Annotated in this window: 22 protein-coding genes; 15 read left to right on the plus strand and 7 right to left on the minus strand. The window is 62.0% G+C overall.

Features of this window, described 5'->3' with window-relative positions; genetic code table 11:
- Nucleotides 1-16: 16 nt before the first annotated feature.
- The 6 genes from JFN93_RS12430 to JFN93_RS12455 all read left to right on the plus strand — a co-directional run bounded on the left by JFN93_RS12430 (nucleotide 17) and on the right by JFN93_RS12455 (nucleotide 4,199).
- Entirely contained in the window at nucleotides 17-598 is a 582-nt protein-coding gene (locus JFN93_RS12430) for a hypothetical protein (protein WP_199384407.1), read from the plus strand.
- A gap of 86 nt (nucleotides 599-684) precedes the next feature.
- Complete coding sequence (locus JFN93_RS12435; protein WP_199384408.1) at nucleotides 685-945, plus strand: hypothetical protein; 261 nt, start codon at nucleotides 685-687, stop codon at nucleotides 943-945.
- A gap of 119 nt (nucleotides 946-1,064) precedes the next feature.
- Nucleotides 1,065-1,580, plus strand: coding sequence for an FUSC family protein (locus JFN93_RS12440; protein WP_199384409.1), 516 nt, complete (start codon nucleotides 1,065-1,067; stop codon nucleotides 1,578-1,580).
- Between the two features lie 137 nt (nucleotides 1,581-1,717).
- Complete coding sequence (locus tag JFN93_RS12445; protein ID WP_199384410.1) at nucleotides 1,718-2,212, plus strand: cupin domain-containing protein; 495 nt, start codon at nucleotides 1,718-1,720, stop codon at nucleotides 2,210-2,212.
- A gap of 500 nt (nucleotides 2,213-2,712) precedes the next feature.
- Nucleotides 2,713-3,303 (plus strand): outer membrane beta-barrel protein, encoded by a 591-nt coding sequence (locus tag JFN93_RS12450; RefSeq protein WP_199384411.1) that lies wholly within the window; start codon nucleotides 2,713-2,715, stop codon nucleotides 3,301-3,303.
- A gap of 221 nt (nucleotides 3,304-3,524) precedes the next feature.
- The gene (locus tag JFN93_RS12455; protein WP_199384412.1) at nucleotides 3,525-4,199 is read left to right on the plus strand and encodes a YkgJ family cysteine cluster protein; all 675 of its coding nucleotides are present in this window, start codon (nucleotides 3,525-3,527) and stop codon (nucleotides 4,197-4,199) included.
- A 3-nt stretch (nucleotides 4,200-4,202) separates the two neighbouring features.
- Here JFN93_RS12455 and JFN93_RS25935 read toward each other — a convergent pair whose 3' ends face one another.
- Nucleotides 4,203-5,849, minus strand: coding sequence for a diguanylate cyclase domain-containing protein (locus JFN93_RS25935; RefSeq protein WP_199384413.1), 1,647 nt, complete (start codon nucleotides 5,847-5,849; stop codon nucleotides 4,203-4,205).
- Between the two features lie 244 nt (nucleotides 5,850-6,093).
- On the opposite strand from JFN93_RS25935, the gene cowN reads away from it, so the two are divergent.
- The gene (gene cowN, locus JFN93_RS12465) at nucleotides 6,094-6,396 is read left to right on the plus strand and encodes a N(2)-fixation sustaining protein CowN (RefSeq protein ID WP_199384414.1); all 303 of its coding nucleotides are present in this window, start codon (nucleotides 6,094-6,096) and stop codon (nucleotides 6,394-6,396) included.
- 267 nt (nucleotides 6,397-6,663) lie between these two features.
- Here the strand turns inward: cowN and JFN93_RS12470 are convergent, their stop codons facing one another.
- Both JFN93_RS12470 and JFN93_RS12475 read right to left on the minus strand, forming a co-directional pair.
- Nucleotides 6,664-8,484 carry a cytochrome c3 family protein gene (locus tag JFN93_RS12470; protein WP_456237432.1) on the minus strand — a complete coding sequence of 607 codons (1,821 nt, stop codon included), beginning with the start codon at nucleotides 8,482-8,484 and terminating at the stop codon, nucleotides 6,664-6,666.
- Nucleotides 8,485-8,668: 184 nt separating this feature from the next.
- Nucleotides 8,669-8,902, minus strand: coding sequence for a hypothetical protein (locus tag JFN93_RS12475; RefSeq protein WP_199384415.1), 234 nt, complete (start codon nucleotides 8,900-8,902; stop codon nucleotides 8,669-8,671).
- Nucleotides 8,903-9,176: 274 nt separating this feature from the next.
- Here JFN93_RS12475 and JFN93_RS12480 point away from each other — a divergent pair, with 274 nt between their 5' ends.
- A complete protein-coding gene (locus JFN93_RS12480) occupies nucleotides 9,177-10,136 on the plus strand; it encodes a LysR family transcriptional regulator (RefSeq protein WP_199384416.1) in 960 nt (319 codons plus the stop codon).
- 297 nt (nucleotides 10,137-10,433) lie between these two features.
- Here the strand turns inward: JFN93_RS12480 and JFN93_RS12485 are convergent, their stop codons facing one another.
- Nucleotides 10,434-12,098, minus strand: a complete 1,665-nt coding sequence (locus tag JFN93_RS12485; protein ID WP_199384417.1) for a fatty acid--CoA ligase — start codon at nucleotides 12,096-12,098, stop codon at nucleotides 10,434-10,436.
- A 496-nt stretch (nucleotides 12,099-12,594) separates the two neighbouring features.
- On the opposite strand from JFN93_RS12485, the gene JFN93_RS12490 reads away from it, so the two are divergent.
- The 7 genes from JFN93_RS12490 to JFN93_RS12520 all read left to right on the plus strand — a co-directional run bounded on the left by JFN93_RS12490 (nucleotide 12,595) and on the right by JFN93_RS12520 (nucleotide 20,215).
- Nucleotides 12,595-13,248 carry a hypothetical protein gene (locus JFN93_RS12490; protein WP_199384418.1) on the plus strand — a complete coding sequence of 218 codons (654 nt, stop codon included), beginning with the start codon at nucleotides 12,595-12,597 and terminating at the stop codon, nucleotides 13,246-13,248.
- Between the two features lie 178 nt (nucleotides 13,249-13,426).
- A complete protein-coding gene (locus tag JFN93_RS12495; protein WP_199384419.1) occupies nucleotides 13,427-14,530 on the plus strand; it encodes an SPFH domain-containing protein in 1,104 nt (367 codons plus the stop codon).
- 28 nt (nucleotides 14,531-14,558) lie between these two features.
- A complete protein-coding gene (locus JFN93_RS12500) occupies nucleotides 14,559-15,260 on the plus strand; it encodes a zf-TFIIB domain-containing protein (protein ID WP_199384420.1) in 702 nt (233 codons plus the stop codon).
- A gap of 211 nt (nucleotides 15,261-15,471) precedes the next feature.
- Nucleotides 15,472-15,906 carry a VOC family protein gene (locus tag JFN93_RS12505; RefSeq protein WP_199384421.1) on the plus strand — a complete coding sequence of 145 codons (435 nt, stop codon included), beginning with the start codon at nucleotides 15,472-15,474 and terminating at the stop codon, nucleotides 15,904-15,906.
- Between the two features lie 237 nt (nucleotides 15,907-16,143).
- Entirely contained in the window at nucleotides 16,144-16,647 is a 504-nt protein-coding gene (locus JFN93_RS12510) for a chemotaxis protein CheX (protein ID WP_199384422.1), read from the plus strand.
- 121 nt (nucleotides 16,648-16,768) lie between these two features.
- Complete coding sequence (locus JFN93_RS12515) at nucleotides 16,769-19,123, plus strand: Ig-like domain-containing protein (RefSeq protein WP_199384423.1); 2,355 nt, start codon at nucleotides 16,769-16,771, stop codon at nucleotides 19,121-19,123.
- A 240-nt stretch (nucleotides 19,124-19,363) separates the two neighbouring features.
- Nucleotides 19,364-20,215, plus strand: a complete 852-nt coding sequence (locus JFN93_RS12520) for a hypothetical protein (RefSeq protein ID WP_199384424.1) — start codon at nucleotides 19,364-19,366, stop codon at nucleotides 20,213-20,215.
- A 212-nt stretch (nucleotides 20,216-20,427) separates the two neighbouring features.
- Here the strand turns inward: JFN93_RS12520 and JFN93_RS12525 are convergent, their stop codons facing one another.
- The 3 genes from JFN93_RS12525 to JFN93_RS12535 all read right to left on the minus strand — a co-directional run bounded on the left by JFN93_RS12525 (nucleotide 20,428) and on the right by JFN93_RS12535 (nucleotide 22,941).
- Entirely contained in the window at nucleotides 20,428-21,252 is an 825-nt protein-coding gene (locus tag JFN93_RS12525; protein WP_199384425.1) for an HDOD domain-containing protein, read from the minus strand.
- Nucleotides 21,253-21,534: 282 nt separating this feature from the next.
- Nucleotides 21,535-22,620 carry an ADP-ribosylglycohydrolase family protein gene (locus JFN93_RS12530; protein WP_199384426.1) on the minus strand — a complete coding sequence of 362 codons (1,086 nt, stop codon included), beginning with the start codon at nucleotides 22,618-22,620 and terminating at the stop codon, nucleotides 21,535-21,537.
- Between the two features lie 102 nt (nucleotides 22,621-22,722).
- Nucleotides 22,723-22,941: a hypothetical protein gene (locus tag JFN93_RS12535; RefSeq protein ID WP_199384427.1), complete on the minus strand. Its 219-nt coding sequence runs from the start codon at nucleotides 22,939-22,941 to the stop codon at nucleotides 22,723-22,725.
- Between the last annotated feature and the right edge of the window lie 94 nt (nucleotides 22,942-23,035).

The raw sequence follows: 23,035 nt of genomic DNA on the forward strand, positions 1-23,035 counted from the left end.
AGTTAGGAGGCAGAAAATGAAACGCCTGCACCTGTTGGCAATGGTCGTGGCTTTCGCTGCCGGGGCGCTGGGGTACGGCACCGCCGCAGCGGCTGCGACGTCGGATATCAGCACGGTAGCCGCGGGCTCCCATGGGGGCGGCGGTGGCGGCTTCCATGGGGGAGGCGGCGGTGGATTCCACGGTGGCGGTGGCGGGTTCCACGGCAGCGGCGGCGGTTCTCGAGCCGGCGCCCCAGCTGGAGGCGCGATCCACGGCGGCCGGGGGGGCGCGCCGGGTGGTCCGAGCGGCACCTGGCATGGTGACGGAGGGTGGCGCGGCGAGCATGGCCGCGGCGATTTCCGGGGTCACGAAGGGCGCGAACACCACGAAGGGCACTTCGAGGGTGGCATCTTCGTGGGACCGGTCTTCGACCCGTGGGCTCCCTACTATTACCCGTATCCGTATCCCTACTACGAAGTCCCCGCCCAGCCCCAGATTTACGAAGAACCGGCTCCGGGAACTCCGGGCTATTGGTACTATTGCCCCAATCCGCCCGGGTATTACCCATACGTGAGAGATTGCCCAACCGGATGGCAGGAAGTTCCGGCGGGCCAGTAGCACCGGCGTCAAATGAATCGCAGGAGAGCCGGAGGCAAGCCCGGGCGGCTTTCGGCGGCGTCCGGGCAGTTGAGGAGGTGGCGCTTATGATGTGCAGTTTCAACGATGGGTTAAAGGTGAGTTACTGCGGTCCGTTGCGGATCAAAAAGGAGGGTGCGATCGACGTCTTTCTGGACGATCATGAAATTCCCGACGATATCCACGGCGAGCTCATTGAGGCAGTGCTGAGCAACAACTGCAGCGACATGAGAAGGATCGCCGACATCGTGACCGAGCAATGCGGGAAAAAGCTCCCCGAGTTGGAAACGCAGCTGCCGGAAACCTGGGTGGCTTGGGCTCACGACTGAGCGGCACCAGGAGGAGATGAGGAAATACGCGAAAAAGAGGCTCATCACTCGGAAGAGGATGGGCCTTTTTCATAACGTCAATGGAATCAACCGCGGCCGGATGCCGTTTCGGAGCGACGATGAAGGCTCGATTCCGCAATTACCAAAGCGTTCTCGGCTACATGCTCAAATGCCTGGCGGCGGCGGGGATTGTCTATTCCTTCGTCCGTTTTTTTCACTATACGGACGTCATCTGGTGTCTGATCTCCGCCGTCCTGGTCCTCTCCCCCAACGCCAACGAAGCGGTTCCGCTGGCGGAGTCGCGGATCGAGGCAAACATCGTCGGCAGCGTCTGCATCCTGTTGTGCCTGCTGGCGCGCGGCCTTCCCCCGCTGCTGATCGTCGGCATGGCGTACGTCCTTGCCATTGCAGTCTGTTTCCTGCTGGACCTCATGCCGGTCAGCCGCTCGGCCCTGGTTGCGGTAACCATCATCGGCTTTGCGCCGACCGCGGACCAGCACCTGTGGAACAAGCCGCTGGAGCGGGTCCTTTCGGTGACCTCCGGCTGCCTCGTGGGGCTCCTGATCACGGTCGTTTTCCACCGGGGGGTGCCCGGGCAGAAAAAGCACCGGTGGGACCTGGATCATTCGGAGTAATCGCGCCGCCGGCGCCGTATTTACATTCCCGGCAGCGAGGTTCACCATGAATACGAGCTGTCGCAACTGGTTCGTCGGTCGCTGCCGGGGCGAGAAGTGCTTTGCCACAGCAGGACCAAAGCAAGGAGAAATTCAGCATGAAAGGGATCAAGAGTCTCACCGCATCGGTAGTCCTGACCCTTGCGGTAGTGGCAGGTTCTTCGCTCGCGGTAGCCGCCGCGGTGCAGCATGAGCAACGCTTCCTGAATGTCGAGGACCTGATCTGGCAGCAGGCGCCCCCTGCACTTCCTCCGGGTGCGAAGGTCACCATCCTCTACGGCAATCCCTTCCATAGGGGGCCGTTCGTCATCAGGATGGAAACAACCGCGGGGTACGTAATACCGCCCCATTATCATTCGATGCCGGAAAACCTTACCGTGCTGTCCGGAACCCTCTACATCGGCGATGGCGATGTCGTCAATGAAGCCAAGGCACACGCACTCAAGGCAGGAGGGTACCACTACCTGCCGGCCCGAAGCCACCATTACGCTTTCAGCAAGGAACCGGCAGTGGTCCAGCTCCACGGCAACGGCCCCTTCGACATCATCTACCTCAACCCGAAGGACGACCCGCGCAAAAAAAGCATGCAGTAGCGGGCCGTTAGTCCCTGATCGCGTCGCCTGAACAAAAGGGGACCGGCCGCCTTTCCCGATGATTGCGGAAAAGATGCAGCCGGTCCCCTTTTGGACCTACCCCCCAAAAGAAGGTCCGTCCTTTGATCCCCATTTTGGCAAAGGGGGACAGGGGGATCTGGTTAGAGGTTCTTGGTTCCAACTCTCGTAAGCCTCATCCTTAGGGGTAATCCCTCTAGATCCCAGCGTCCACAATGGCGGTTACCGCCTACGGCGGATCGCGCCTGGAAAGGAAAGAGTTCCCTGGATGTTCCTGTTCCCAGGCATGACACGGGGACGGTTCTGTCAGAGACCGTGTCTCCCCTATGTCAGTACCTCCGCAAAATCGCAGCAGCAAGCATTTTGCTGTGAGATACAATGGAACCTGCCGGCTTTGTCAACGGCACGCAGTCACAGACGTTGTTGCAGGTAAGACTGTGGCACCATCAAATCCGCGCCACCCACAAAGGAGATGCTCAACCATGAAACTTCGCATACTGTTCTTTCTCGCCATTTTCGCCGCCTCCCTCGCCGGCACCAGCGCCTACGCGGACAGCATCAGCGGGCGACTCGGCCTCACCGGCCGGATAGGTTTCCTGGTTCCCGCCGATAACCGGGCGGAGGGGTTCCACAACAACACCGACAGCGGCTTCGTCGGAGGAGGCGGTTTCATCTACGGCCTCGACGACCACCTCGCCGCCGAATTCGAAGTCACCCGGACCAGCTTCGGCTCCGATACCGGCGATTTCGGCATCACCGATCTCGCGCTGGGGGGGCAGTACCGGTTTCAGCCCCGCGCCCGGCTGGTCCCCTACCTCGGCGCCGGGCTCGACATCCTGATCAACGACTACTCCCCGTACGGCGGCGCCCTCCGCGACGTCGACACCACCGTGGGCGCCCACGTCTCCGGCGGGGTCGACTACTTCATCCAGCGCCAGGTTGCCCTGACCGCCGAGGCCAAGGTGCTGCTCGCGCCCAACGCCAGCGTCAGCGACCGGTTCGGCGGCCACACCGGCAATTTCGACCCGAGCAGCTTTGCCGGCACCGTCGGGATCCGCTATTTCTTCAAGTAGCGCGAAAAGACCGAAACAGGAAAAGGGGACCTGGCGCTGCTGCCGGGTCCCCTTTTCTTTTCGGTAGAGCCACCGCCCCAGGGCCACCCCGGGAACGAGAAGCGGCCCCGCTATCCACGCGGGAACCGTTTCTTTTGCCTTGTCCGTTTCCTCAAAATATTTTAAAGTCGCGCCATCCGCCATCCCAAGAACCGATCCATCGGTAAAGGCAGGTGACGACGATGACACAGGCTCCCTTGAATCTCGACCGGTTCGCCTCGGATCTGACCGACCAGCTGGTTGCCGTGCTCTCGCAGTCCCGGGAGCCGGCACTGACCAGGGCGGTACAGAGATCGGCCGAGGCCGCCGAAGATTTCTGCCGGGAACGTCCGCTGGCCTGTGCCGCCGGATGTCCCCACTGCTGCGTCCTCAACGTCGCCGTCCTTTTGCCGGAGGCGATGATCATCGCGTCGTGGATACAGGCACAGTTCTCGCCCACGGTGTTCGGTGCGCTGCGCGAGCGGCTCAACTTTCATCTCAGCTGGTCGCGCTGGATGGACGACGAGGAGCGGATCGCCAAACGGATGCAATGCCCCATGCTCGACGAGACGGGGCGCTGCGCGATTCACCCGGTGCGTCCGTTGTCTTGCCGGGGCGTTGCCTCGCTCGACGCGGCAAGCTGCCACGAGGCCTTCCGCCCCATCATCACCGACGAGGCGCCACTGGTGGTTGCCGATCTGCTGCGCAAGGCGCTCTACAACGAGGCCTTCACCGCCCTGGCCCGTGCCCTGCGCCACCACCGTCTCGACGACCGCAGCATCGACCTCGGTCTGGGGGTGGTGGGGTTCCTGGACCGGCCGGAATGCCGCGAGCTGCTGCTCTGCGGCGCCCAGCTCCCCAGGGATTTCTGGGCATAAGTCTCAGGTGACGGCGCCCGCCACCACACCCAAATCATCCCCCTCTTCAAGCTCGGCCCAGGCGATCCCCCCGCCCCCGCTTTCCTTGGCGCGGTACATGGCATGGTCCGCCGCGGCCAGCAGCTCGTCGGTACGGAGGCTGCCGTCTCCGATCGCGATGCCGATGGAAGTCCCCAGCTGCCGCTCGATACCAAAGATCTCGAACGGCTCCGCCAGGCTTTCCAGGCACTTGTAGGCCACCCGCTCCGCCATTCTGCTTACCTGTTCCTGCTGGTCGGTCAGCAAGATGACGAACTCGTCCCCGCCGATCCGCGCCACCGTGTCCTCGCAACGGGTATGTCCGCCAAGCCGCGCAGCAACCTGGCGCAGCGCCTCGTCTCCCGCCGAATGCCCCATCTCGTCGTTGACGTTCTTGAATCCGTCCAGGTCCAGCATCAACAGCGCGACCCGAGTGCCGCTGCGCCGGGCGCGTCCCAATGCCTGTTGCATCCGGTCGTTCAAGAGCTTCCGGTTGGGGAGCCCGGTCAGCGAGTCGTGGTGGGCGAGATGCTCCAGCTGCGCCTGGCTCGCCAGGAGCTTATCCAGAATCCGGTTGAAGGCCTCGGTCAGCTCGCCGACCTCGTCTTGGCGTACCACCGGGAGCGGTTTGAGGGGGATCTCCTCCTGGCTCATCTTGTCCGCGTGCTCCGCCGCGTACTTGAGCGGCCCCATGAGATAGCGCAGCCCGACGATCATGACCAGGATGATCACCAGCACCAACACGACGAAGGCGCTCATGAAAATCTGGCGCAGGCTGTTCATGGGACTGAACACCTCCGAGGTCGGCAGGCGCGCCACCAGAAACCAGCCACTGCTCGGAATGGAAACCACCGCCGCCAGTTCCTCCTCGCCAAAGCTGTTCCGGTCCACCCCGACGCCGCGGAACCCTTCCATGGCCGAGTCGTGCTGCCGGTGCATTCCTTTTTTGGGGGTCGGGGTAAGCGCCGGGAACCCGCGGGAATCGCCGAGGAATAGCTGGTCTCTGGGCGACACCAGCACCAGGCCCCCCTTCCTGCCGATTCGGGTCGAGGAGAGGGCGTTGAGAAAGCTCGTGGAATCAAGCAGACTGGTCCCGACCACAACGCCGACCGGTTTACCTTGCCAGTCCAGGATGGCCGTCCCCATCGAAAGGACCGGCCTTTTGAGGACCGCATCGAGATAGGGCCTGCCGATGGCGAATTCTTCTTTCAGGGCCAGGTGGAAGACGTCGCGGTTCAGGTAGGAATCCCCGGCCTTGGAGCTGGTGGGGCAGCTGGCGACCACGCGGCCGGAGAGATCGATGACCACCAATCCACAGGTGAAAACGGGATGGAGGTCGTGGCGGTCCACCAGCCAGGTGTACAGGCGCTCCGGGTTATTCAACAAACCCGGAGGCACCTGCCGCGCCAGTTCCTGCAGCATTTCCCGCCGTTCCACGACGTGCCGGTCGATGTCCTGGGCAGCGTAATTGGCAAGTGCCAGCAGCTCGTCGGAGTGGGTCCTGATCAGGTCTTTGCGCAGGAAATGGTTGAGCAGCAGTACCAGGGCGACGGTACTGACCAGGAGGAGTCCGATCCAGAAGAGGGTGATACGGGTAACGATGCTTTGCAGGTTGGGGCGGAGTGGAAACACGTTATCACCTCAAAAGAAGACCCGGATGCGCAGACAGCCGACATCGCGAGTTCCAGGAGAGCTCTCCCATGGAAAGATTTCGGCAAAAATGTTGCAGCACCTTAGCATAAAAAATCATTATTTTGGAAACAACCAATCATCAGGCGGTTTATCGGTCAGACCTTCTGAGCGGAGAGCGCGCTGCTGCTGACAAGGCGGGCAGCAGTGCCAAGAAAAAAGACATGCCGGAAACGGAGGAAGTGGGATGAGAGAAAAGGTCACCGACCGCTACGTAACCTTCAAAGGAATCGACGGCGACGGCAATGCACAGAAACTGGTCGGGATGCTGCGGCGCTACATCGACGATCCGGAGCACACCAACCTCTTCTGGGAGCGGTTCAAGGATAAGCTTGCCGCCGGTGCCGATCCGGATCGAAACGGCGGGAGGCGCCTGGATGAGCTTTTCCTGGTGCATTCCTACATCAATAACATCCGGGAGCTGTTCGAGGCCCAGGATGACCAGGAAGCCCTGGAGCTTCTGGAGCAGGTCGAAGCGGAGTCGTGCTGAAACGCCTCCGGGGCACATTCCCAAATAAGAGAGGCTGCCGGCGGAAAACCGCAGGCAGCCTCTTTTTTATCTCAACCTGGCATGTGGCCTTTCCTGGTGGAGCGAAATTCGGGTCGCGATTCCGGCTGCTGATCGCGACAGGACTGTCGCTCCTACCAGAGCAGGTTCCCTCCCCCTAATCATCAGGCTTTGGTTCGCGCCGGAAATGTTACTCCCACCAGGGAAACCCGCCCCTCCTCATCCGGGAGGGGCGTCCTTATTTCAACCTCATGACTGCGCGATGAAGGCGTAGATCATCAGCAGGAGCAGGGTGATCCCGGTGAAAAGCGCCAGGAAGCCGAACCCCTTGAAGAAAAAGTCGTACACCACGCCGCTGGTTTTCTTCGCCCGGAACTGCTCGGTAATCCCCAGCTGCTCATAGCGCCGCCACTGGTCCCCGCGCTCCTCGATGAATTCGTGCTTGGAGAGCTGACCGTTGAAGATGACGAAGTCCATGGGGAACTTTTCCGGCCGTCCGTGGGTGTTGAAGAAGTGGACGGTGAATATGAAACCGGTCGCCAAAAGCGCCTCGTCGGAGTGGATGATGGTCGCCACGTTGAAGGCCCACCCGGGGAGGAAGCTCCCGAAGAACTGCGGGAACCAGAGCATGAGCCCCGAGCCGCCGATGGCGAACATACCCCAGAAGACGGCGATGAAGTCGAACTTCTCCCAGTAGGTCCAGCGCTCGAAGGTCGGCTTCGGCCCGCGGAAGATGAACCAGCGCACCATCCCCGCCACGTCGGATATGTCACGCAGGTTGGGGCAGAGCGAATCCGGACCGAACAGCCGCTGCAGGAAGTTCCCCGGGATGTCCTTCCTGATGAAGAGGAAGTGGATGCTCATGCCGATAGCGCCGGAGAAGTAAACGAAGGTGATCCCGGCGCAGATGCGGTGGATGATCCCCGCGTTGGTGGCCCCGCCGTAGATGTACATGAGGAGCTTCGCCCACTCCTGGTCGCTGAACTTGAGCGGCAGGCCGGTCAGGGCCAGGCCGAGGAAGCTCGTGATCACCAGCAAGTGCATGAGGACGTGGCGTCTGTTGAAGCGGCGGTACTGCCGGTTGCCGTCCGGGATCCGGTGCACCTCAGCCCCGGCCGCGATCGCCTCCTGCTGCTTCCGGTTGTCGACGAAGCCCCGGAACATCCAGAGGAAGGTGTGCACCCAGAAGACCGCAAAGGTGGATATGAGAAGACCGGTCATGGCCACGAAGGTCCAGTAGAGGATCGGGTAGTTTTTCCGGTCGGTATGCTCGCCATGCGGGTAGTACTTGGTGAACGGCTCGGTCGCCTTTTTGTGGCACTGGCCGCAGGTTGCCACCAGGTTTTTCGGGTTGACGCTGGAGGCCGGATCGCTCGCGGGAAGCACCGCGTGGGCGGTATGGCAGTCCGCGCAGCCGGCCACCTTCTCCGGGTACCCCAGGCGGAAGTTCTTGCCGTGGTAGCTCTCCATGTAGGTCTTGACCGCGACGTTGAAGACCCCGTTGCGCTGCATCATCTTCTCGTCGCTGTGGCACTTCATGCAGACCTTGGTGTGGAACTCGCGGTTTTCGTGGGTGGCCTGGTTCCCCACCGGCCTGATCGCATGGAGCTGATGGCAGTCGTTGCAGGCGGCGGAGTCCTGGTTGCCGGCGGCAACCGCCCTGCCGTGGATGGAGTTTCGGTACACCGATTCCTTGTCGTGACACTGGATGCATTTTGCCACCACCCGCCGCTTGTCCTTTTTCCAGTAGGTTATGGCATGGATGTCTTCGTGGCAGTTGGCGCATTTGATGTCATGCAGCATGTGCACGCTGGCATAGTGCTCGGCGGCCTCCTTTTTGTGGCAGCGCACGCAGGAGACCTTGGCCACCTTGGTCTGCCCGGTCATGTGCCGGGCCAATTCGACCACCTCGACGTGGCAGCCGGTGCAGGCGATCCGACCGTGCACCGAGGCCGAGAAAGCGGAGGCATGGATTTTGTTGCTGTGGCACCCAAGACAGGTGGTCGGGTCGATCGCCAGCCCCTGTTCGGCGCGGGAGGGGGATGCAGCTACGGATAAAACCGTAATGATGAGAAAAAATCCTAGCAAATGAAAACAACGCACACTTCATCTCCCGCGAAGGCAGTGCCTTCGCTTGTGAAATTGTCTAACCCCATCCTCACCCTGTCCGTCGCCAGCCGCGCGGGTCACGCGCGGCCTCGAGGGAGAGGGGACCTTGAAGGAAATGGAACGTCAAGGGCAGCTTTCCCAGCAGCTACTTTTTGACCGGATGGGCATACTCGGGCTTTTGGGCGAGCAGGAAGTAGGAAAACGAGCCGATGCCCGGAAGAAGGATGGCAAGAGCAGACCATTTGAACTTGTGGACCCCTTTGAGGGAGCGGTTCGACGAAATCTCATACAGCGTGTAGTAGATGACAAAGCAGAGGAAAATCGTCGCCAGTGCGCCGCCAGCCAGTAAGAGCCCAAACTTAATGTTCGCCAGTTGCATGTCTAATCCCCTTTCGTGGTGGTACCTCGTTGATGTTGGTTGCCATTTTCCGCATGGTTCCTGTTGATCCTCTTTCCCGCGCCACCTCCTTTTCCCGCCGATTTCGGCCCTTCCCTGCCAGCGATGCCTGCGGTGCATGACGAAAAAACCTCGGCGTGGTTCTCCTTGACACCGCACCCGTGGTTCATATATAGATATATGAGTTTCTGAATGTAAATCGAATTTTTTTCATGACCTGATGCGCGATGCGCATACCGGGGACCGAGGGCGGAAAATGGAATCACTGAATCTGAAGACGCTGGTCGAAGTGGTGCAGACGGGGAGCTTTTCCAAGGCGGCGGACAACCTGTTCGTCACTCAGTCCGCGGTGTCGCGCCGGATCAAGAATCTTGAGGAGGGATGCGGGCATCCCCTGCTGGATCGGTCGGGAACGGTCGTGAAACCGACCCGGGCGGGAAAGTTGGTGCTCGCCAAGGCGCGGGAGATCCTGGCCATCGAGGAGACTCTGGTCAGCCAATTGGAAGCCGCCGCGGACAAGCCGCGCCTGAACTTCGCGTGCACCCATCCCTTCGGGATCGCGCTCCTTCCGGAGGTTTTCAAGCGGTACATGCAGAAATACCGCGACTTGAGCGGCTTCAAGATCTCGTTCCACTCGCCGTTCAAGGCGCTGCAGGGGTTGCAGGAGGGGCTGTTCGACCTGATCGTGATCGAGCACCTGGAAATGCTCGATCTTTCCCGGTATCTCACGCTGCCGCTTCCCGAAGACGAGATGGTATTCGTGGCATCGCCGCGGCTCGGCCTCTCCGAGCCACACGTCCCGATTGACGAGCTGGTGCGCCAAAAGCTCTTCCGGCGCAAGGAGGATTGCTGTTCCTGGAAATACCTGGCGCTGAACCTGGAGATGATCGGCAGGGACGCGGGGGAATTCACCCAGACGGTGATCTACGACGACCTGCACGTCATCATCGATTCGCTGATCGAGGGGGAGGGGATCGCCCTGATGTCGAGGGACCTGGTGCGAAAGCACGTGGAAGCCGGGGAGCTCGGGGTATACCGGGTGGAGGGGTTCAACCACCGGAGGAAGCGGAGCCTGATCATCAGCGATGTGGCCCTTCCCAATGCGGCACTGGCCGACTTCGCCGAGTGCCTGTTCGAGTCGCTGGAGCTCCCCCCGCCGGAGTTGGCAGGGCTCTTTCCGAGGGAGAAGCCGGGGCTGCGCCTGGTGCGGGAGTGAAAGAGACGTGATGCCGGGGCAGGCCCGGCGCGGGGGAGGAAGGTATTGCTGTGGGAGCGCCTTTCCAGGCGCGAATGACCACAACCCTTGTCAACACCTCCGGCGGCTCGCGCAAGCCCCCCCATCCGCACCCGGTCCGTTTCAAGCCGCGCTGTTGCGCACGACCCTTGAAGGAGAGGGGACGCTGGAATTTTCTGTCCTAGCTGGATGGATGCCTGCGACGATAAAAAAAGACCGGCCCTTTTGCCAAGGTGCCGGTCTTTTTTCGTTTTTGCCGGTGTGCTTGTAGGCGGCGGGTCAGCGGGCCTTATCCCCGGCGATGCCGCCGGCATACTTCTCGCGCAGGGTCACCTTGCTGATTTTGCCGACGCTCGTCTTGTCGAGCTCTTCGACGAAGAGCACCTTCAAAAGAACGATCTGCTTGTTCACCAACCCTTTGTCCGCGTATTCCTTGATGTGGTGGCTCACGTCCTTCTTGGTCAGGCCGCTTCCCGCCTTGGGTACCACCAGCGCCAGCGGGCGCTCTCCCCATTTGTCGTCGGGGGTCCCGATCACCGCGACCTCGGCAACGCCCGGATGGTGGGCGATGATGTCTTCGAGCTCCAGCGAGGAGACCCACTCGCCGGCGACCTTGATGACGTCCTTGCTCCGGTCGGTGATCCGCACGTAGCCGAGCTCGTCGCGTACCGCCACGTCCCCGGTATGCAGCCACCCCCCTTCCCAGAGCCGCTCCGAGAACTTGTGATCCTTCAGATATCCCTGGGTCAGCCACGGGGCGCGCACCACGATCTCGCCGGCGCTGGCGTTGTCGCGCGGCCGCTCGTTGAGTTCGGAGTCGACCACCTTGAGGTTCACCAGCGGCGTGGTGCGCCCGGTCTTGCAGCGTACCGCGGCCTGCTCGTCGAGAGGGAGGTCGAGCATCTCGGGCGTGAGGTGGGAAAGGGTGACGATGGGGCAGGTCTCGGACATGCCGTACCCGGTGAAGGCGTCGATGCCGCGCTGGAGCGCCTCGATGCAAAGGGAGCGCGGGAAGGCGGCGCCGCCGATGATCAGCTTCCACCCGGTGAAGTCGATCTTCTGGGCCAGGGGGTGCTTCAAGAGCATGTGCAGGATGGTCGGGACGCAGTGGGAGAAGGTGACCTTTTCCCGATCGAACAGCTCCAGCAGCACCTCCGGGACGTAGCGCCCCGGGTAGACCTGTTTCACCCCGAGCATCGTGGCGATGTACGGGATTCCCCAGGCATGGACGTGGAACATCGGGGTGATCGGCATGTAGACGTCTTCGGTATGGAAGCGCCCCTGCCGCGAGGAGACCGCCAGCCCGGTCATGGTGCTCATGGTGTGCAGCACCAGCTGCCGGTGGCTGAAGTAGACCCCCTTGGGCATCCCCGTGGTACCGGTGCTGTAAAAAGTGGTGGCCCGGGTGTTTTCGTCGAAATCGGGGAAGTCGAACTCGCAGGAGGCAGCGGCCATCAGGCTTTCGTATTCGCCGTCGAAGGGGATGGTGGTGGCCGGAAGCGACGGCTCGTCGTTCAGCAACACGTAGTTGCGCACCGTATCGATACGGCCGCGGATCTGTTCCAGGATCGGGAGGAACTCCCGGTTGACCAGCAGGACATCGTCCTCGGCATGGTCGATGGTATAGAGGATCTGCTCCGGGGAGAGCCGGACGTTCACCGTGTGCAGCACCGCCCCGATCATCGGGACCGCGAAGAAGCATTCCAGGTAACGGTGGGAGTCCCAATCCATGACGGCGACGGTGTCCCCCGGTTTCACGCCGAGGTCCGTCAGCACGTTGGCCAGCCGATGGACGCGCTGGCGCAGTTCCCGGTAGCTGTAGCGAAGCTGTCGGTAGACGATTTCCTGCTCCGGGTTGTCGACCACGGGGCAGAAAAAGAGGTTTTTGATCAGCAGCGGATAGTCATACGCGGATGCGGTGCGTGGGATGGTAAATTCAGGCACGACAGCAGACTCCTTCCTCAATGTGCATTTGGACCAACGCTCCTGTGTAACACAAATGGCCGGATTTTTCCCGGAAAAATGCCGCGGATCGCTGCGGACCGGCCACCTTCCCGCTCACACCCCAACTTGAGCGCACTGCCACTAAGGAGCGACCTTGCGGTCGCAACCCGCTCCTTAATCGCGCCGGGAAAGGCGCTCCCACCGAGTCGGGCACCGCCACGGCCGGACCGGAAAACCGGTGTCTGTGCAGTACCAACCGCCCTGTTCAACATCTGAATGCGCCTAAATAGCATAAAAATGGTCCTTTTTATCCCTTGAGCCGTTTTCCTGTTTAGGTTCTGAACAATTGCCCCCGTTTCACCCGCCGCCTCGGTTGGCGAATATATCTCGCAATTTAGGGCACTTATCGGCTCGCGACACCACTTCTTCGGCTGGCACGGCTATTGATAACTACTTTCACAAACAGTTCGTATTTCATCACCACCGGAGTTCCGCCATGAGAACTTTAGCCATAGAAATAAAGAGCACCCTTTCCAAACTGACTTCCCGAACCTTGTTGATCGCGTTGAGCATGGCCCTGTTGAGCGGCTGCGCCGGCAACTTCCAGCTCATCGGTTACGGGCCGAATTACCACTGGAGAGCGGACGGTGGCGACCGGGGGTGGAAGGTGTACCAGGAGCCCCGCGAGCCGAGGACTCCGGTGGAAGAAGCCGTGGTGGAGGTGGCACAGAGCAGCCAGACCAAGGATTTGGGCAAGGAAGAGATCGTCTTCATCATGAAGGACCGCGCTTTCCGGTACGTTTACCTGGTGGAAAAGACTCAAGACGAAGGGTGGCTGAGTGATAAGAACGTGACCCGTTACGTGGTGGCGGGCGACAAAATCGCCGCGATGTCCGAACGGGCTCAGGAGCCGATGGGGGATGCCGATTTCGAGCGGGCCGTCCTGATCGATGCCTCGATGGTGAAAAGCATGGATACGGTGCTCATCTACAGCGACAAGGTCCACCCGGTTTCGATGTCCAGCGCGCCGATCGGCTCCTGCGCCGCCGAAGTCCGGATCTTCCCCGAAGGGGTGGTGGGCGGCAAACCGGTGGCCACCAAGATCGTGAACTACTGCTCGCTGCGCCACCTGGTAAACCCCAACGGCTAGATCAGCGGAAGCAACCCCGCATTACCAAAGAAGCCCCCGGCGGTCCGGGGGCTTCTTTCATTCATAAGCGGCAATTTCTGCGGGAGCCGGGCGCCGCCACGCCATCGAATTCCCTCAACTCGGCGACCAGAAGTGACGATAAGGAGCGGGTCAACGTCCTTATGCACAGGAGTCCTACATGAGTCTTTGGGAAAAGGCAGTTGCCGAGCTGGTCGACGTCATCGAATGGACCGACGATAGCAGCGACACCCTGGTCTGGAAGTTCCCCCGCTACGCCGACGAGATCAAGTACGGCGCCCAGCTGATCGTACGTCCGGCGCAGGCGGCGGTCTTCGTCAACCGCGGCACCATCGCCGACGTTTTCGCCCCGGGCCAGCACACCCTTTCCACCGCGAACCTCCCGGTCCTGACGACCCTGCAGGGCTGGAAATACGGCTTCCAGAGCCCGTTCAAGGCGGAAGTCTACTTCGTCAGCACCCGGAACTTCACCAACCTCAAGTGGGGGACCAAAAACCCGGTGATGGTGCGCGATCCCGAGTTCGGACCGGTCCGGCTCCGGTCCTTCGGCACCTACGTGGTCCGCATCGCCGATCCCGCCACATTCATCAGGGAAATCGCCGGCACCAACCCGCATTTCCGCGTCGAAGAGGTCTCGGAGCAGCTGAAAAATCTCATCGTCACCCGTTTTTCCGACATGCTCGGGGAAAGCAAGATCCCCCTGCTCGATCTGGCCGCCAACTATAACGACCTCTCCGCCTTCCTCACCGCCAAGATCGCCCCGGAGTTTCTCGAGTACGGCATCGAGGTCACCAAGATCCTGGTGGAAAACATCGCCCTCCCCCAGGAAGTCGAAGCGGCCCTGGACAAGAAAACCAGCATGGGGATCATCGGGAACCTCGACAACTTCCTGAAGTTCCAAAGCGCCAATGCCGTGGAGGCCGCCGCCAAGAATCCCGGAGGCGCAGCCGCCGCCGGGATCGGCATGGGAATGGGATTCGCCATGGCCAGCCAGCTGGGGAAACTGGCCGAGCCCGCGCCGGCTGCGGCTCCTGCCGATCCACCCGAGCTTCCGGAACGGGCGGTCCGGTACTTTGTCGGCAAAGACGGCAAGAAGGCGGGCCCCTTCGATCTTGAGGCGGTGCTCGGCTACATCCGGAAGGGGGCGATCACCCGGGAGACCTTGATGTGGAAGCACGGGATGGCCGAGTGGCAAAACGCGGCGAGCTTCACGGAGTTCACCCTGGAATTCGGAGCAGCTCCGCCCCCGCTGCCGAAGCAGTAACCTCGGGACCGTAGCGAAGGAATCTACCATGGCCAACTGCACGAACTGCTCCGCGCCGCTTCCCGCCAATTCCATCACCTGCGAGTATTGCGGCAGCCGAAACGACATCGACCTCAAAGGGGTCCATTACTATACGACCCACGCCGCCCAGTCCGACCGGATCTGCCCCCGGTGCGCCGTCCCGCTGCAGACGATCGATCTGCAGCTGCAGGGCACCTTCCTGATCGAGCGCTGCGGGGAATGCCTCGGCCTTTTCTTCGACCCCAATGAACTGGAAACGGTCCTGGACCAGTCGGTAACCAGCGCCTTTACCGTGAACACCGCCGAACTCGACCGCATCAACGCATCCGGCCCGGTCTCGCACGGCGCGGCCTACGTCAAGTGCCCGATCTGCGGCACCTTGATGAACCGGGTGAACTTCGGCGCGCGCAGCGGCGTCGTGGTGAACTCCTGCCGCGATCACGGGCTCTGGCTGGACGGCGGCGACCTCAGGAGACTGATGGAATGGTCCAAGGCGGGGGGCATGGTCCTGGAACGTCAACGCCAGGACGAACGGAAGAAAGAAGCGCTCCGGGATGAGGAAAAGCGGAAAAAGGAAGGGGAGACGACCTTTCCCAGCCAGGGTTCCGGCACCTCGGACGGGCTGTTCGACGGCTGGGGCTTCGGCCAGAGCCGGACTCCCGATCTGCTCGACGTGGTCTTCGCGGCGGTGCGTACCTTGGTTGACTGACCGCTGCGTCCCCCCCGGAAATGCCAGCCGGTTCCGGTTTGTTCTTGGTACCGCCCCTTGGGAAGCGCCCGTTTCTGCTTGACCTCGCATCCCTCCTGGGGCATGTTGGCCTTCGCCTCAGGGCGCCGCCCGCACGCTCCGCGCGGGCCGAGCCGTTGTCCGACTCACCGCCGGAAACCCCTGAGGATATTACTGACCGTCGAGGTGCGAAATGATTGAGCGCATGGACCATCTAAACGCCGTGGTCACCGATCTTGCCGAGGCCACGAGCTTTTTCAAGCTGCTTGGCTTTACCGAGGGGATCAGTTCCGAGTTGGATGCGGCCTTTCTCGCGAAGGTGACCGGGATCAAGGGGGCCAGCGGACGGTTCACCGCGCTGCATCACCCAGGCTCCGGGGTCGCGCTGGAGCTTTTGCAGTTTGATGCCGGAAGCGGCCCGGAGGAGGGGATCGGCCGTGCGAACCGCGTCGGTCTGCGCCACCTCGCCTTCGCGGTTACCGATATCGAGGCCGAGGTGGACAAACTCAAGAAGCGCGGCGTCCGCTTCATCAGCGACATCCAGGTGTGGGAGAAAACCGGGAAGAAGCTGGTTTACTTCCATGGGCCCGACGACATCTTGCTGGAACTGGCGCAATACCCGAAATAGAAATACAGGATCAACGCACCTCACACAGGGGGCAGAACTGGCATGAGGACTTATCAGTCCCGACTCCAGGTTCTGTCCCCTTTTTGCGTTACTCACATTGAGGCATGCCACCCGACTCCCCTTCAAGTCAACGCATCACTATGCCGATACACTTTATTGTGTTACCTGCTCCTGTCCTATTCTTCTGCCAGTGGTAACATGTTCCTGTGACTGTGATTGCAATGTAACGGAGGGACAATGGCTGTAAATTCCCACATCCTGAGCCAACTCAATACGTCGGAAGAGCAGCTTCTGGCACACCTCGACACCGACGTACAGGAGATATTTTCGACGATGGTGGGGGTGGAGGTCGCACCGGTCCCGGTCGAGGGGCTGGCTGCCGGGCAATTTCACTGCTGCGTCAGCGGCTTGATCTGCCTGAGTGGGGCCTGCATCGGAACCGTCGGGGTACATCTTCCCCCCGCCGTAGCCATGGAAGTCACCTCGATGATGCTCGGCATGGACGTCTCGTCGGTCGACAACGATGTGACCGACGCGGTTGGAGAGATTGCCAACATGGTGGCGGGATCGTTCAAGCATCACATCATCATGGACGGCCATGAACTGCGCATTACCCCGCCCACCGTCATCGCCTGCAATGAGCACCTGCGGACGCCCCATCCCGAAGAGGTGCTGGCCCTGTCTTACCAACTAGGTGCGGGGAATATCCTGGTGACGGTAAACCTGGAAGATTGGGAATAGTTGACCCAAGCTCGTACCACAACAACATGACGGAGCTCCGCGGCCGTTTCTGACCACGGTGCTGCCGTTTGCTGGTCTTCCCGTTCCGGTTCCGCTTTTCAGCCTCAAAGGGAGGTGCGAGATGAGACGGAGATTGACGGGTTCGGCGTGGATACTGGTTACGGTTCTCTGTCTCACCGCCTGCGACGGCGGTGGCGGCTCGGGCGGGGGGAGCCGCCCCTTCGTGACCTACAGCGGAGCGACTACCCAGGCCCGGCTCACCGCGGCCAACGCCAACGAGATCTTTTCCCAGTTCTGGAACGGGGGGAGTTCGACCGAGATTGCCTCCCAGCAACCCAAAGTTGCCGCCCGCGCTGCCTCCCGGAGTTCGGGACAGTTTTCCGCCCTGATCAAGACGCTCACCCATTCCTTTTCCGCGATCCAGGCCGGCTCCAGTGGCGCAACCAACGTCACTGGGGTTGGAGTTAATACCACCCGCTACGGGTCGGTAAGCGGAACCCTCACTATCTCCGGCGACATCAATACCAACACCATGACCGGCAACATCGTCATAACGTACAGCAATTACAACGACGGCACCGGGTACACCTATGACGGGGCCGCCAGCATGCGGGTCGCCAGCTACGACCTCAGTGCCGGCATGGTAACCGATGCAACGGTAACGACCGATCGGTTCTCGGTCCGCACCGCGAGCAGCGATTTTTCGACCAGCGGCAGCATCCGAATCCAGGGGGAACCGCTCAGCAGACTGGAGATGTTGACCGTCAACATGGACGGCCGGGACAACCTGAGCCGGAAGACGATCCGCTACCAAAACTGCATCGAGACCCGGGTCTACGACAACCTGTACAGTCCCACCTCGGTCACCGAGAGCTTCGCGGGGAGGTTCTACGCCGCAGCCTACGGATACGTGGATATCAGCACCGCATCCCCTTGCAGCTACGACAGTCCCTCGGCCTCCTCACCCGGCGGCGGGGGCCCCATCGAGCTGAGCGGCGCCGGCGGCACCCGGGCCACAATTACTCCCATCTCTCACAACCACGTGACCGTGGCCGTCGACACCAATGGCGACGGAAGCTACGAAGCCAAGGGGGGCTATCCCTGGAACGACCTTTCCGGCGCTTCGGTGAAGATACTCACCGGCATCACCATCACCCCGGCCAACCCGACCCTTCCCAAGGGGCTCACCCGGCAACTCACCGCAACCGGCACCTTCTCCGACGACACCACCCAGGACCTCACCGCCACCGCGACCTGGGCGAGTTCCACGGCCAACGTCCAGCTAAGCGGCACCGGCCTGGCCGGCGGGGTAAATATCGGCTCGGCAACGGTTACGGCGACGTCGGGGGACATCACCGGCGCCACCGTGGTGACGGTAACGGATCCGATCCTGATGAAGCTCGATGTCTCGGTTGCGAACCCTGCCATGATAAAGGGCGCCACCCAGCAGCTTTCAGCCACGGCGACCTATTCGGACCACCAGGAACTCGCGACCGGGACGGTCTTTTGGAGCTCGTCCCCCCCTTCGGTGTTAACGGTGAGCAACGCCCCGGGCTCTCAGGGGCTCGTAACCAGTTTGAGCACCGGCACCGCGGCGATCACGGCCGGCCTGGGAGCAGTTACCAGCAGCGCCGCGAGCATCACCGTGGCGGACTGGAGCGCAAGAAGTGAGGGGAGTTGCTCCTATCTGGACACGGTGATTTGGTCCGGGAGCCGCTTCGTGGCGGTCGGAGGCGGCGTCTGCACCTCCCTGGACGGGCTGACCTGGACCCCGATCGACGTCAGCGCCGTTTCCGGCAGCGCCGAAATCTACGACGTGGCCTGGACCGGCACCCAATTCGTGGCAACTAATGGGATCAACAGCACCGACCTGACTTCGGCGGTCCTCACTTCTCCGGATGGTTTGACCTGGTCGCGCCATACCCTGGCATTCGCCGTCAATCTCATGGGGATCGGCTGTTCGCCCACCCTCTGCGTTGCCGTCGGACCCAACGGAGCCCTTTTCACCTCCGCAAACGGAGCGGACTGGACTTCCCGGGATTCCGCCGCTCCCAACGCGATCCTGACGGCGGTGGCCCGTTCCAACAACCTCTTCGTCGCCGTGGGCAACGGCGCGATCGTCACCTCACCGGACGGCATCACCTGGACCAGGCGCGCCGATATCCCCATCTACCTTACCGGTGTGGTATGGTCCGGGACCCAGTTCGTGGCGGTGGGAAATGGGATCTATATCTCGTCCGACGGGATCACCTGGACCCAGACCGATCCGAGCTGGGCCCACAGCGTGACCTGGACCGGCAGCCAGTTCGTTGCGGTGGGCGGAAACTGGCTGAACTGGGTCATCCTCGTCTCACCCGACGGAGTGACCTGGAGTTCCCAGACCTTTGCCGCCACCTCGCTTTTGAACGATGTCACCTGGGGCAACGGAATACTGGTCGGCGTCGGCTCCAACGGCACCGTGATCACTTCGCCGTGACCGGGTGCCCTTTTCCACCAGCCGCGGTGACCGGTCGGGTGGCCCGTTGACGCTGCGCGCAGGGCGACCATTGAAAAACGGGGAACGGCGCCCTTGCCATTCCCCGTTTCCTTTCGCCGATACCGATCTCGAAGCGCCCGCCCCGTAATCGGCAAGGGAGGCGCGGCAGCTTCGGTTGCGGTAACATTGGACTTTCCTTTGATCGCGCACTGCCGGCCCCGGCCGGCGAAGGAGAGGACCATGATCCCAAAGCAGCTCTTGTCCTTGGCAGGTTCGCTGTTGCTGGCGGCGGTTTTATCGGTCGGCCTCGCGTCAATGGCTGATGCCGCCGGCAAAAAAACGGCGCGGAGCGCCAAAGGGGGCGCCATCGCCCGGCCGCCGCTCATCCGCGCCACCGGGCGTTATTTTTCCTGGGCGGCACCGCAGGGGTGGCACCACAGCGAGTCCACCAACGGGGTGGATCTCACGTCCCCGGACAAGAAGCAGCAGGCCGGCTTTTACCTGCTGCTGCGCACCCCCGGATCGTCGACGCCGGAACAGTTTCTGAGCTGGCTCGGCAAGAGCATGAAACTGCGTGATTTCCGCATCATTTCGGTGAAGGAGGTGCCCAGCCAGTCCGGCGAGGTGACCCGGGAAATGGAATTCACCGGCGTCGATCCCACATACGGGCCGCGCCACGGCGGCGCCACCGTCGCCATCATGCAGGGGTACGGCCAGTTCGACACCTTCTGGCAGGCCTTTTCCACCACTCCCGGCCGCTGGGAGACCGACAAGCTCTGGCTCCCGGTCCTCGCCCGCAGCGTTACCATCATCAACAGCCGCGAGGTGGCCGGGAACAACACCATCATCCACCCCCGCAACAACCCGCTGGACAACTCCGGGCTGATCAACAGCTGGAAGGAGAAGAACCTCTCCGAGGACCGCATTTCGCAGGCGCGGCGCGAGGGGACCATGGGTTATGAGCGGATGAAGTCGCCGACCTCCGGCAGGATCTACGAGATGCCCCTGGAAACCTACGACGGGACCAAGGGGGGCTATCATAATCCGGACCACTACAACGAAATCCTGCAGCGTGCTCCGGCAGGAGAATAGCCGGCCACGGCAGGGAACTCCCGCCCCCCGTTCAGGACCGCACGGGGCGGGAGTTCCGATCCCAAAGCGCGGCCAAATGTTCCACGGTGCTGCGGCACATCCGCTCCACGGCATACTCCTGCTCGCCCCTCTGCTTCAGCCTCGCCCCCACCTTATGGCCCAACCCGCGGTCCCGGAAAAACCTCAGGATCGTCTCCGCCAGCCGATCATCCTCAGGGGTGCATCGCCTGCTCCATCGCCTCGCACAGGCCATCCACCTCCGCCTGCCCGACCGAGAGGATCTTGGCCTCTTCCTCTTCCAAAAGGTCGATCTCACCGTCGCAGGCGAGCCCGAACCCTTTCACCTTGCTCACGGTGTCCACCAGCCGGGTGATCGCCATCACCGAGTCGGTCGGGTCGAGCTTTTCGTCGTGGTGGCACTCCACGACGTTGCGGTAGATCCTGGGCATGTTCCAGTGTCCCATCACCCGTACCCCCATCTCCACGTGCAGCTCCCCGAAGATCTCCAGCAGGCTCTCCTTGTCCAACGAGGCCTGGCCGACCCCGACCTTGCTCAAACGCTCCATCGCCTTGAGCAGATACAGCTTCCCCACGTCGTGCAGCAGGCACGCCATGTAGGTCTGGTCGGCGTACTGGGCGTGCCCGATGTAGCGGGCGAGCCAGCGCCCCCCGACGGCACAGGCATGGCTGTGCATCCAGAGGTACTGCATGAATTCGTGGATGATGGGGTTCGCGGAAACGTGCAGGCTCGCTTGCGATGCGGCCATGGCGAGGTTGCAGACGTGCTGGGAGCCGAGCCGGATCACGGCGTCCTTGATGGTCTCGCTGCGCACCCGGCCGACGTAAATGGTGGAGTTGGCCATGTTGAGGATCTGCCCCGCCAGGGCCTGGTCCTCGTTGGCCAGATCCACGACATCCTGCATGGCATAGTCCGCCGTTTCCAGCAGATGCTGCATTTTGATGGCGATGGGATGAAAGACAGGAAGATCCACCGGTTGAATGGTGAGCAGACGCCGTATGGTCAGCGGGATGGCCATGGACGAAAAAATCTCCTTACAAGACAAGCGTGCCGCGGCCCCCGGTGCTGCCGGGCCGATACCAGGATAAATGTGCCAGTGTTTATCCTTTTTTCGGCCGGACATCAAGTATTTAAGTGTTAGAACGGCGTTAATATTCCGAACGTTACCCGGCCGCCCGTTGGGGCCCGGCAGGCAGACACCTCACCGTCCCGATCCGGCAGCCGGTCCGGCGCCGCGTGGGGCGCCGCGTGGGGCGCGAGCGTGCAGCGTCCGTCGGGCCGGCCACTCTCGCGCCCCAAACTACTCGGGCACTCCCACCGGTGCGGCAAGCTGCGTTGCCAGCCGGCGCAAGGCCACCCCCTCGGTCAGCCCCTCCACGAAACGCTCCGGAATCCCGGCCAGCCCGACCTGGGCGCCGACCAGGGCTCCGACCAGGATCGCGCGGGCCTGGTTCTGCCCGCCGCCGTTGACCGCGTGCAGCACCGCCGACTCGAAGTCGTCCCTAAACCGTGCCGCGAGGTAGTAGGCAGCGGGAAGCATGTGGTAGACCGCGCAGGGCATGCCATAGACGATGGATACCTTCCAGGCCGGCTCGATCCGGATTTCGGGGTCCGCCGCAGCCGCCGCCATGTACGACGGGGTGAGCAGGGCATCGGGCGAGGCAAATTTGCCGGCCCGGGGCGGGTCGAGGTCCCCGGCGCGCGGGGGCTTCAAATCCGCCGCGGTGACCGCGTGAAACGGGAGCGCACCGCTTTTGACGAGTTCCATGAGTTTTCCCGAGAGCTTGTCGTCCAGCGGTTGCCCCTGCACCAGCAGCCCGAGCACCGCGCAGTAGGCTACCGTCATCGACACGACGACGTTGTCGATCTGGGTCAGGACGGTGTTGTTGGTGACGGAAATCGCCAGCTGCGCGGGATCGAAGGCATAGCGCACCGCCAGAGCCAGGGTGCGCTCGATCGCCTCGGTGGTATCGGCATAGCCGCCGGTCCGTTCCCAAGGAAGCTTCTGCTGCACCCTTTGCCGCCAAAGCTCGCGGATCGACTGGCTGGTGTATCCCCCCGGGCCGTGCACCGGGGTGCCGTCCAGCAAAGGGAGCAGCTCCTCATCGAGCCGGCGGCAGAAATCCTCCTCGTCGTACCTGCCGCAGCCGATGAGCGACTCGACGAGCATTCGGAGGATGATCCCGGCTTGCGAGAGATCCCCCGCTTTCAGCCCCTCGTGATAACGCCCCGGCTTGGGTTCGGTATAGCCGCTGATCCACGGACCATGGTCGCGGCGCATCTCTTCCAGATCGTAATACCAGTGCGGCCCCACCCCGAGGGCATCGCCGATGAAGGCGCCCATTACGGCCCCGGCCGCCCGGTCTTGAGCAGTTTTTTCTTTCATATCGTTTCCTCCGGATAAAAAAAGGGCCAGGCTCGCACCTCCCCAAAGGGTCGAAGGTAGCGGCTTGGCCGCAGATCAGCCGTGTGGCTTGCTAGGCGTAAATCACACTTCCTCAACGAGCTCCAGTTTCCTGATGACATTGCCGAGCAGCCTTTCCCGTTCCGCCAGATGGGCATGGAACTCCCGGTTTTCCGTCCGCACCCGTTCCGTCTTCAGGTCGTCGAGCGCAGATTCGAGGATTTCTTGAAGCGTGGAGGCATCTGCTTTGTTGAGTTCGATGGAGACCATAGCGCTCACCTCTGTGTTGGGTTTCAGATTCATTATAATCCCTCCTCTCGAAAAATGGGAAAGCTAAGCTCCGGTTGCGCCTGCCTCCGTCGCCTCGCTTTCGCGGTTAAGGAACCCGTTTTCGTTT

It is taken from the genome of Geomesophilobacter sediminis (genome assembly GCF_016458275.1).
GTDB lineage: Bacteria > Desulfobacterota > Desulfuromonadia > Geobacterales > Geobacteraceae > Geomesophilobacter > Geomesophilobacter sediminis.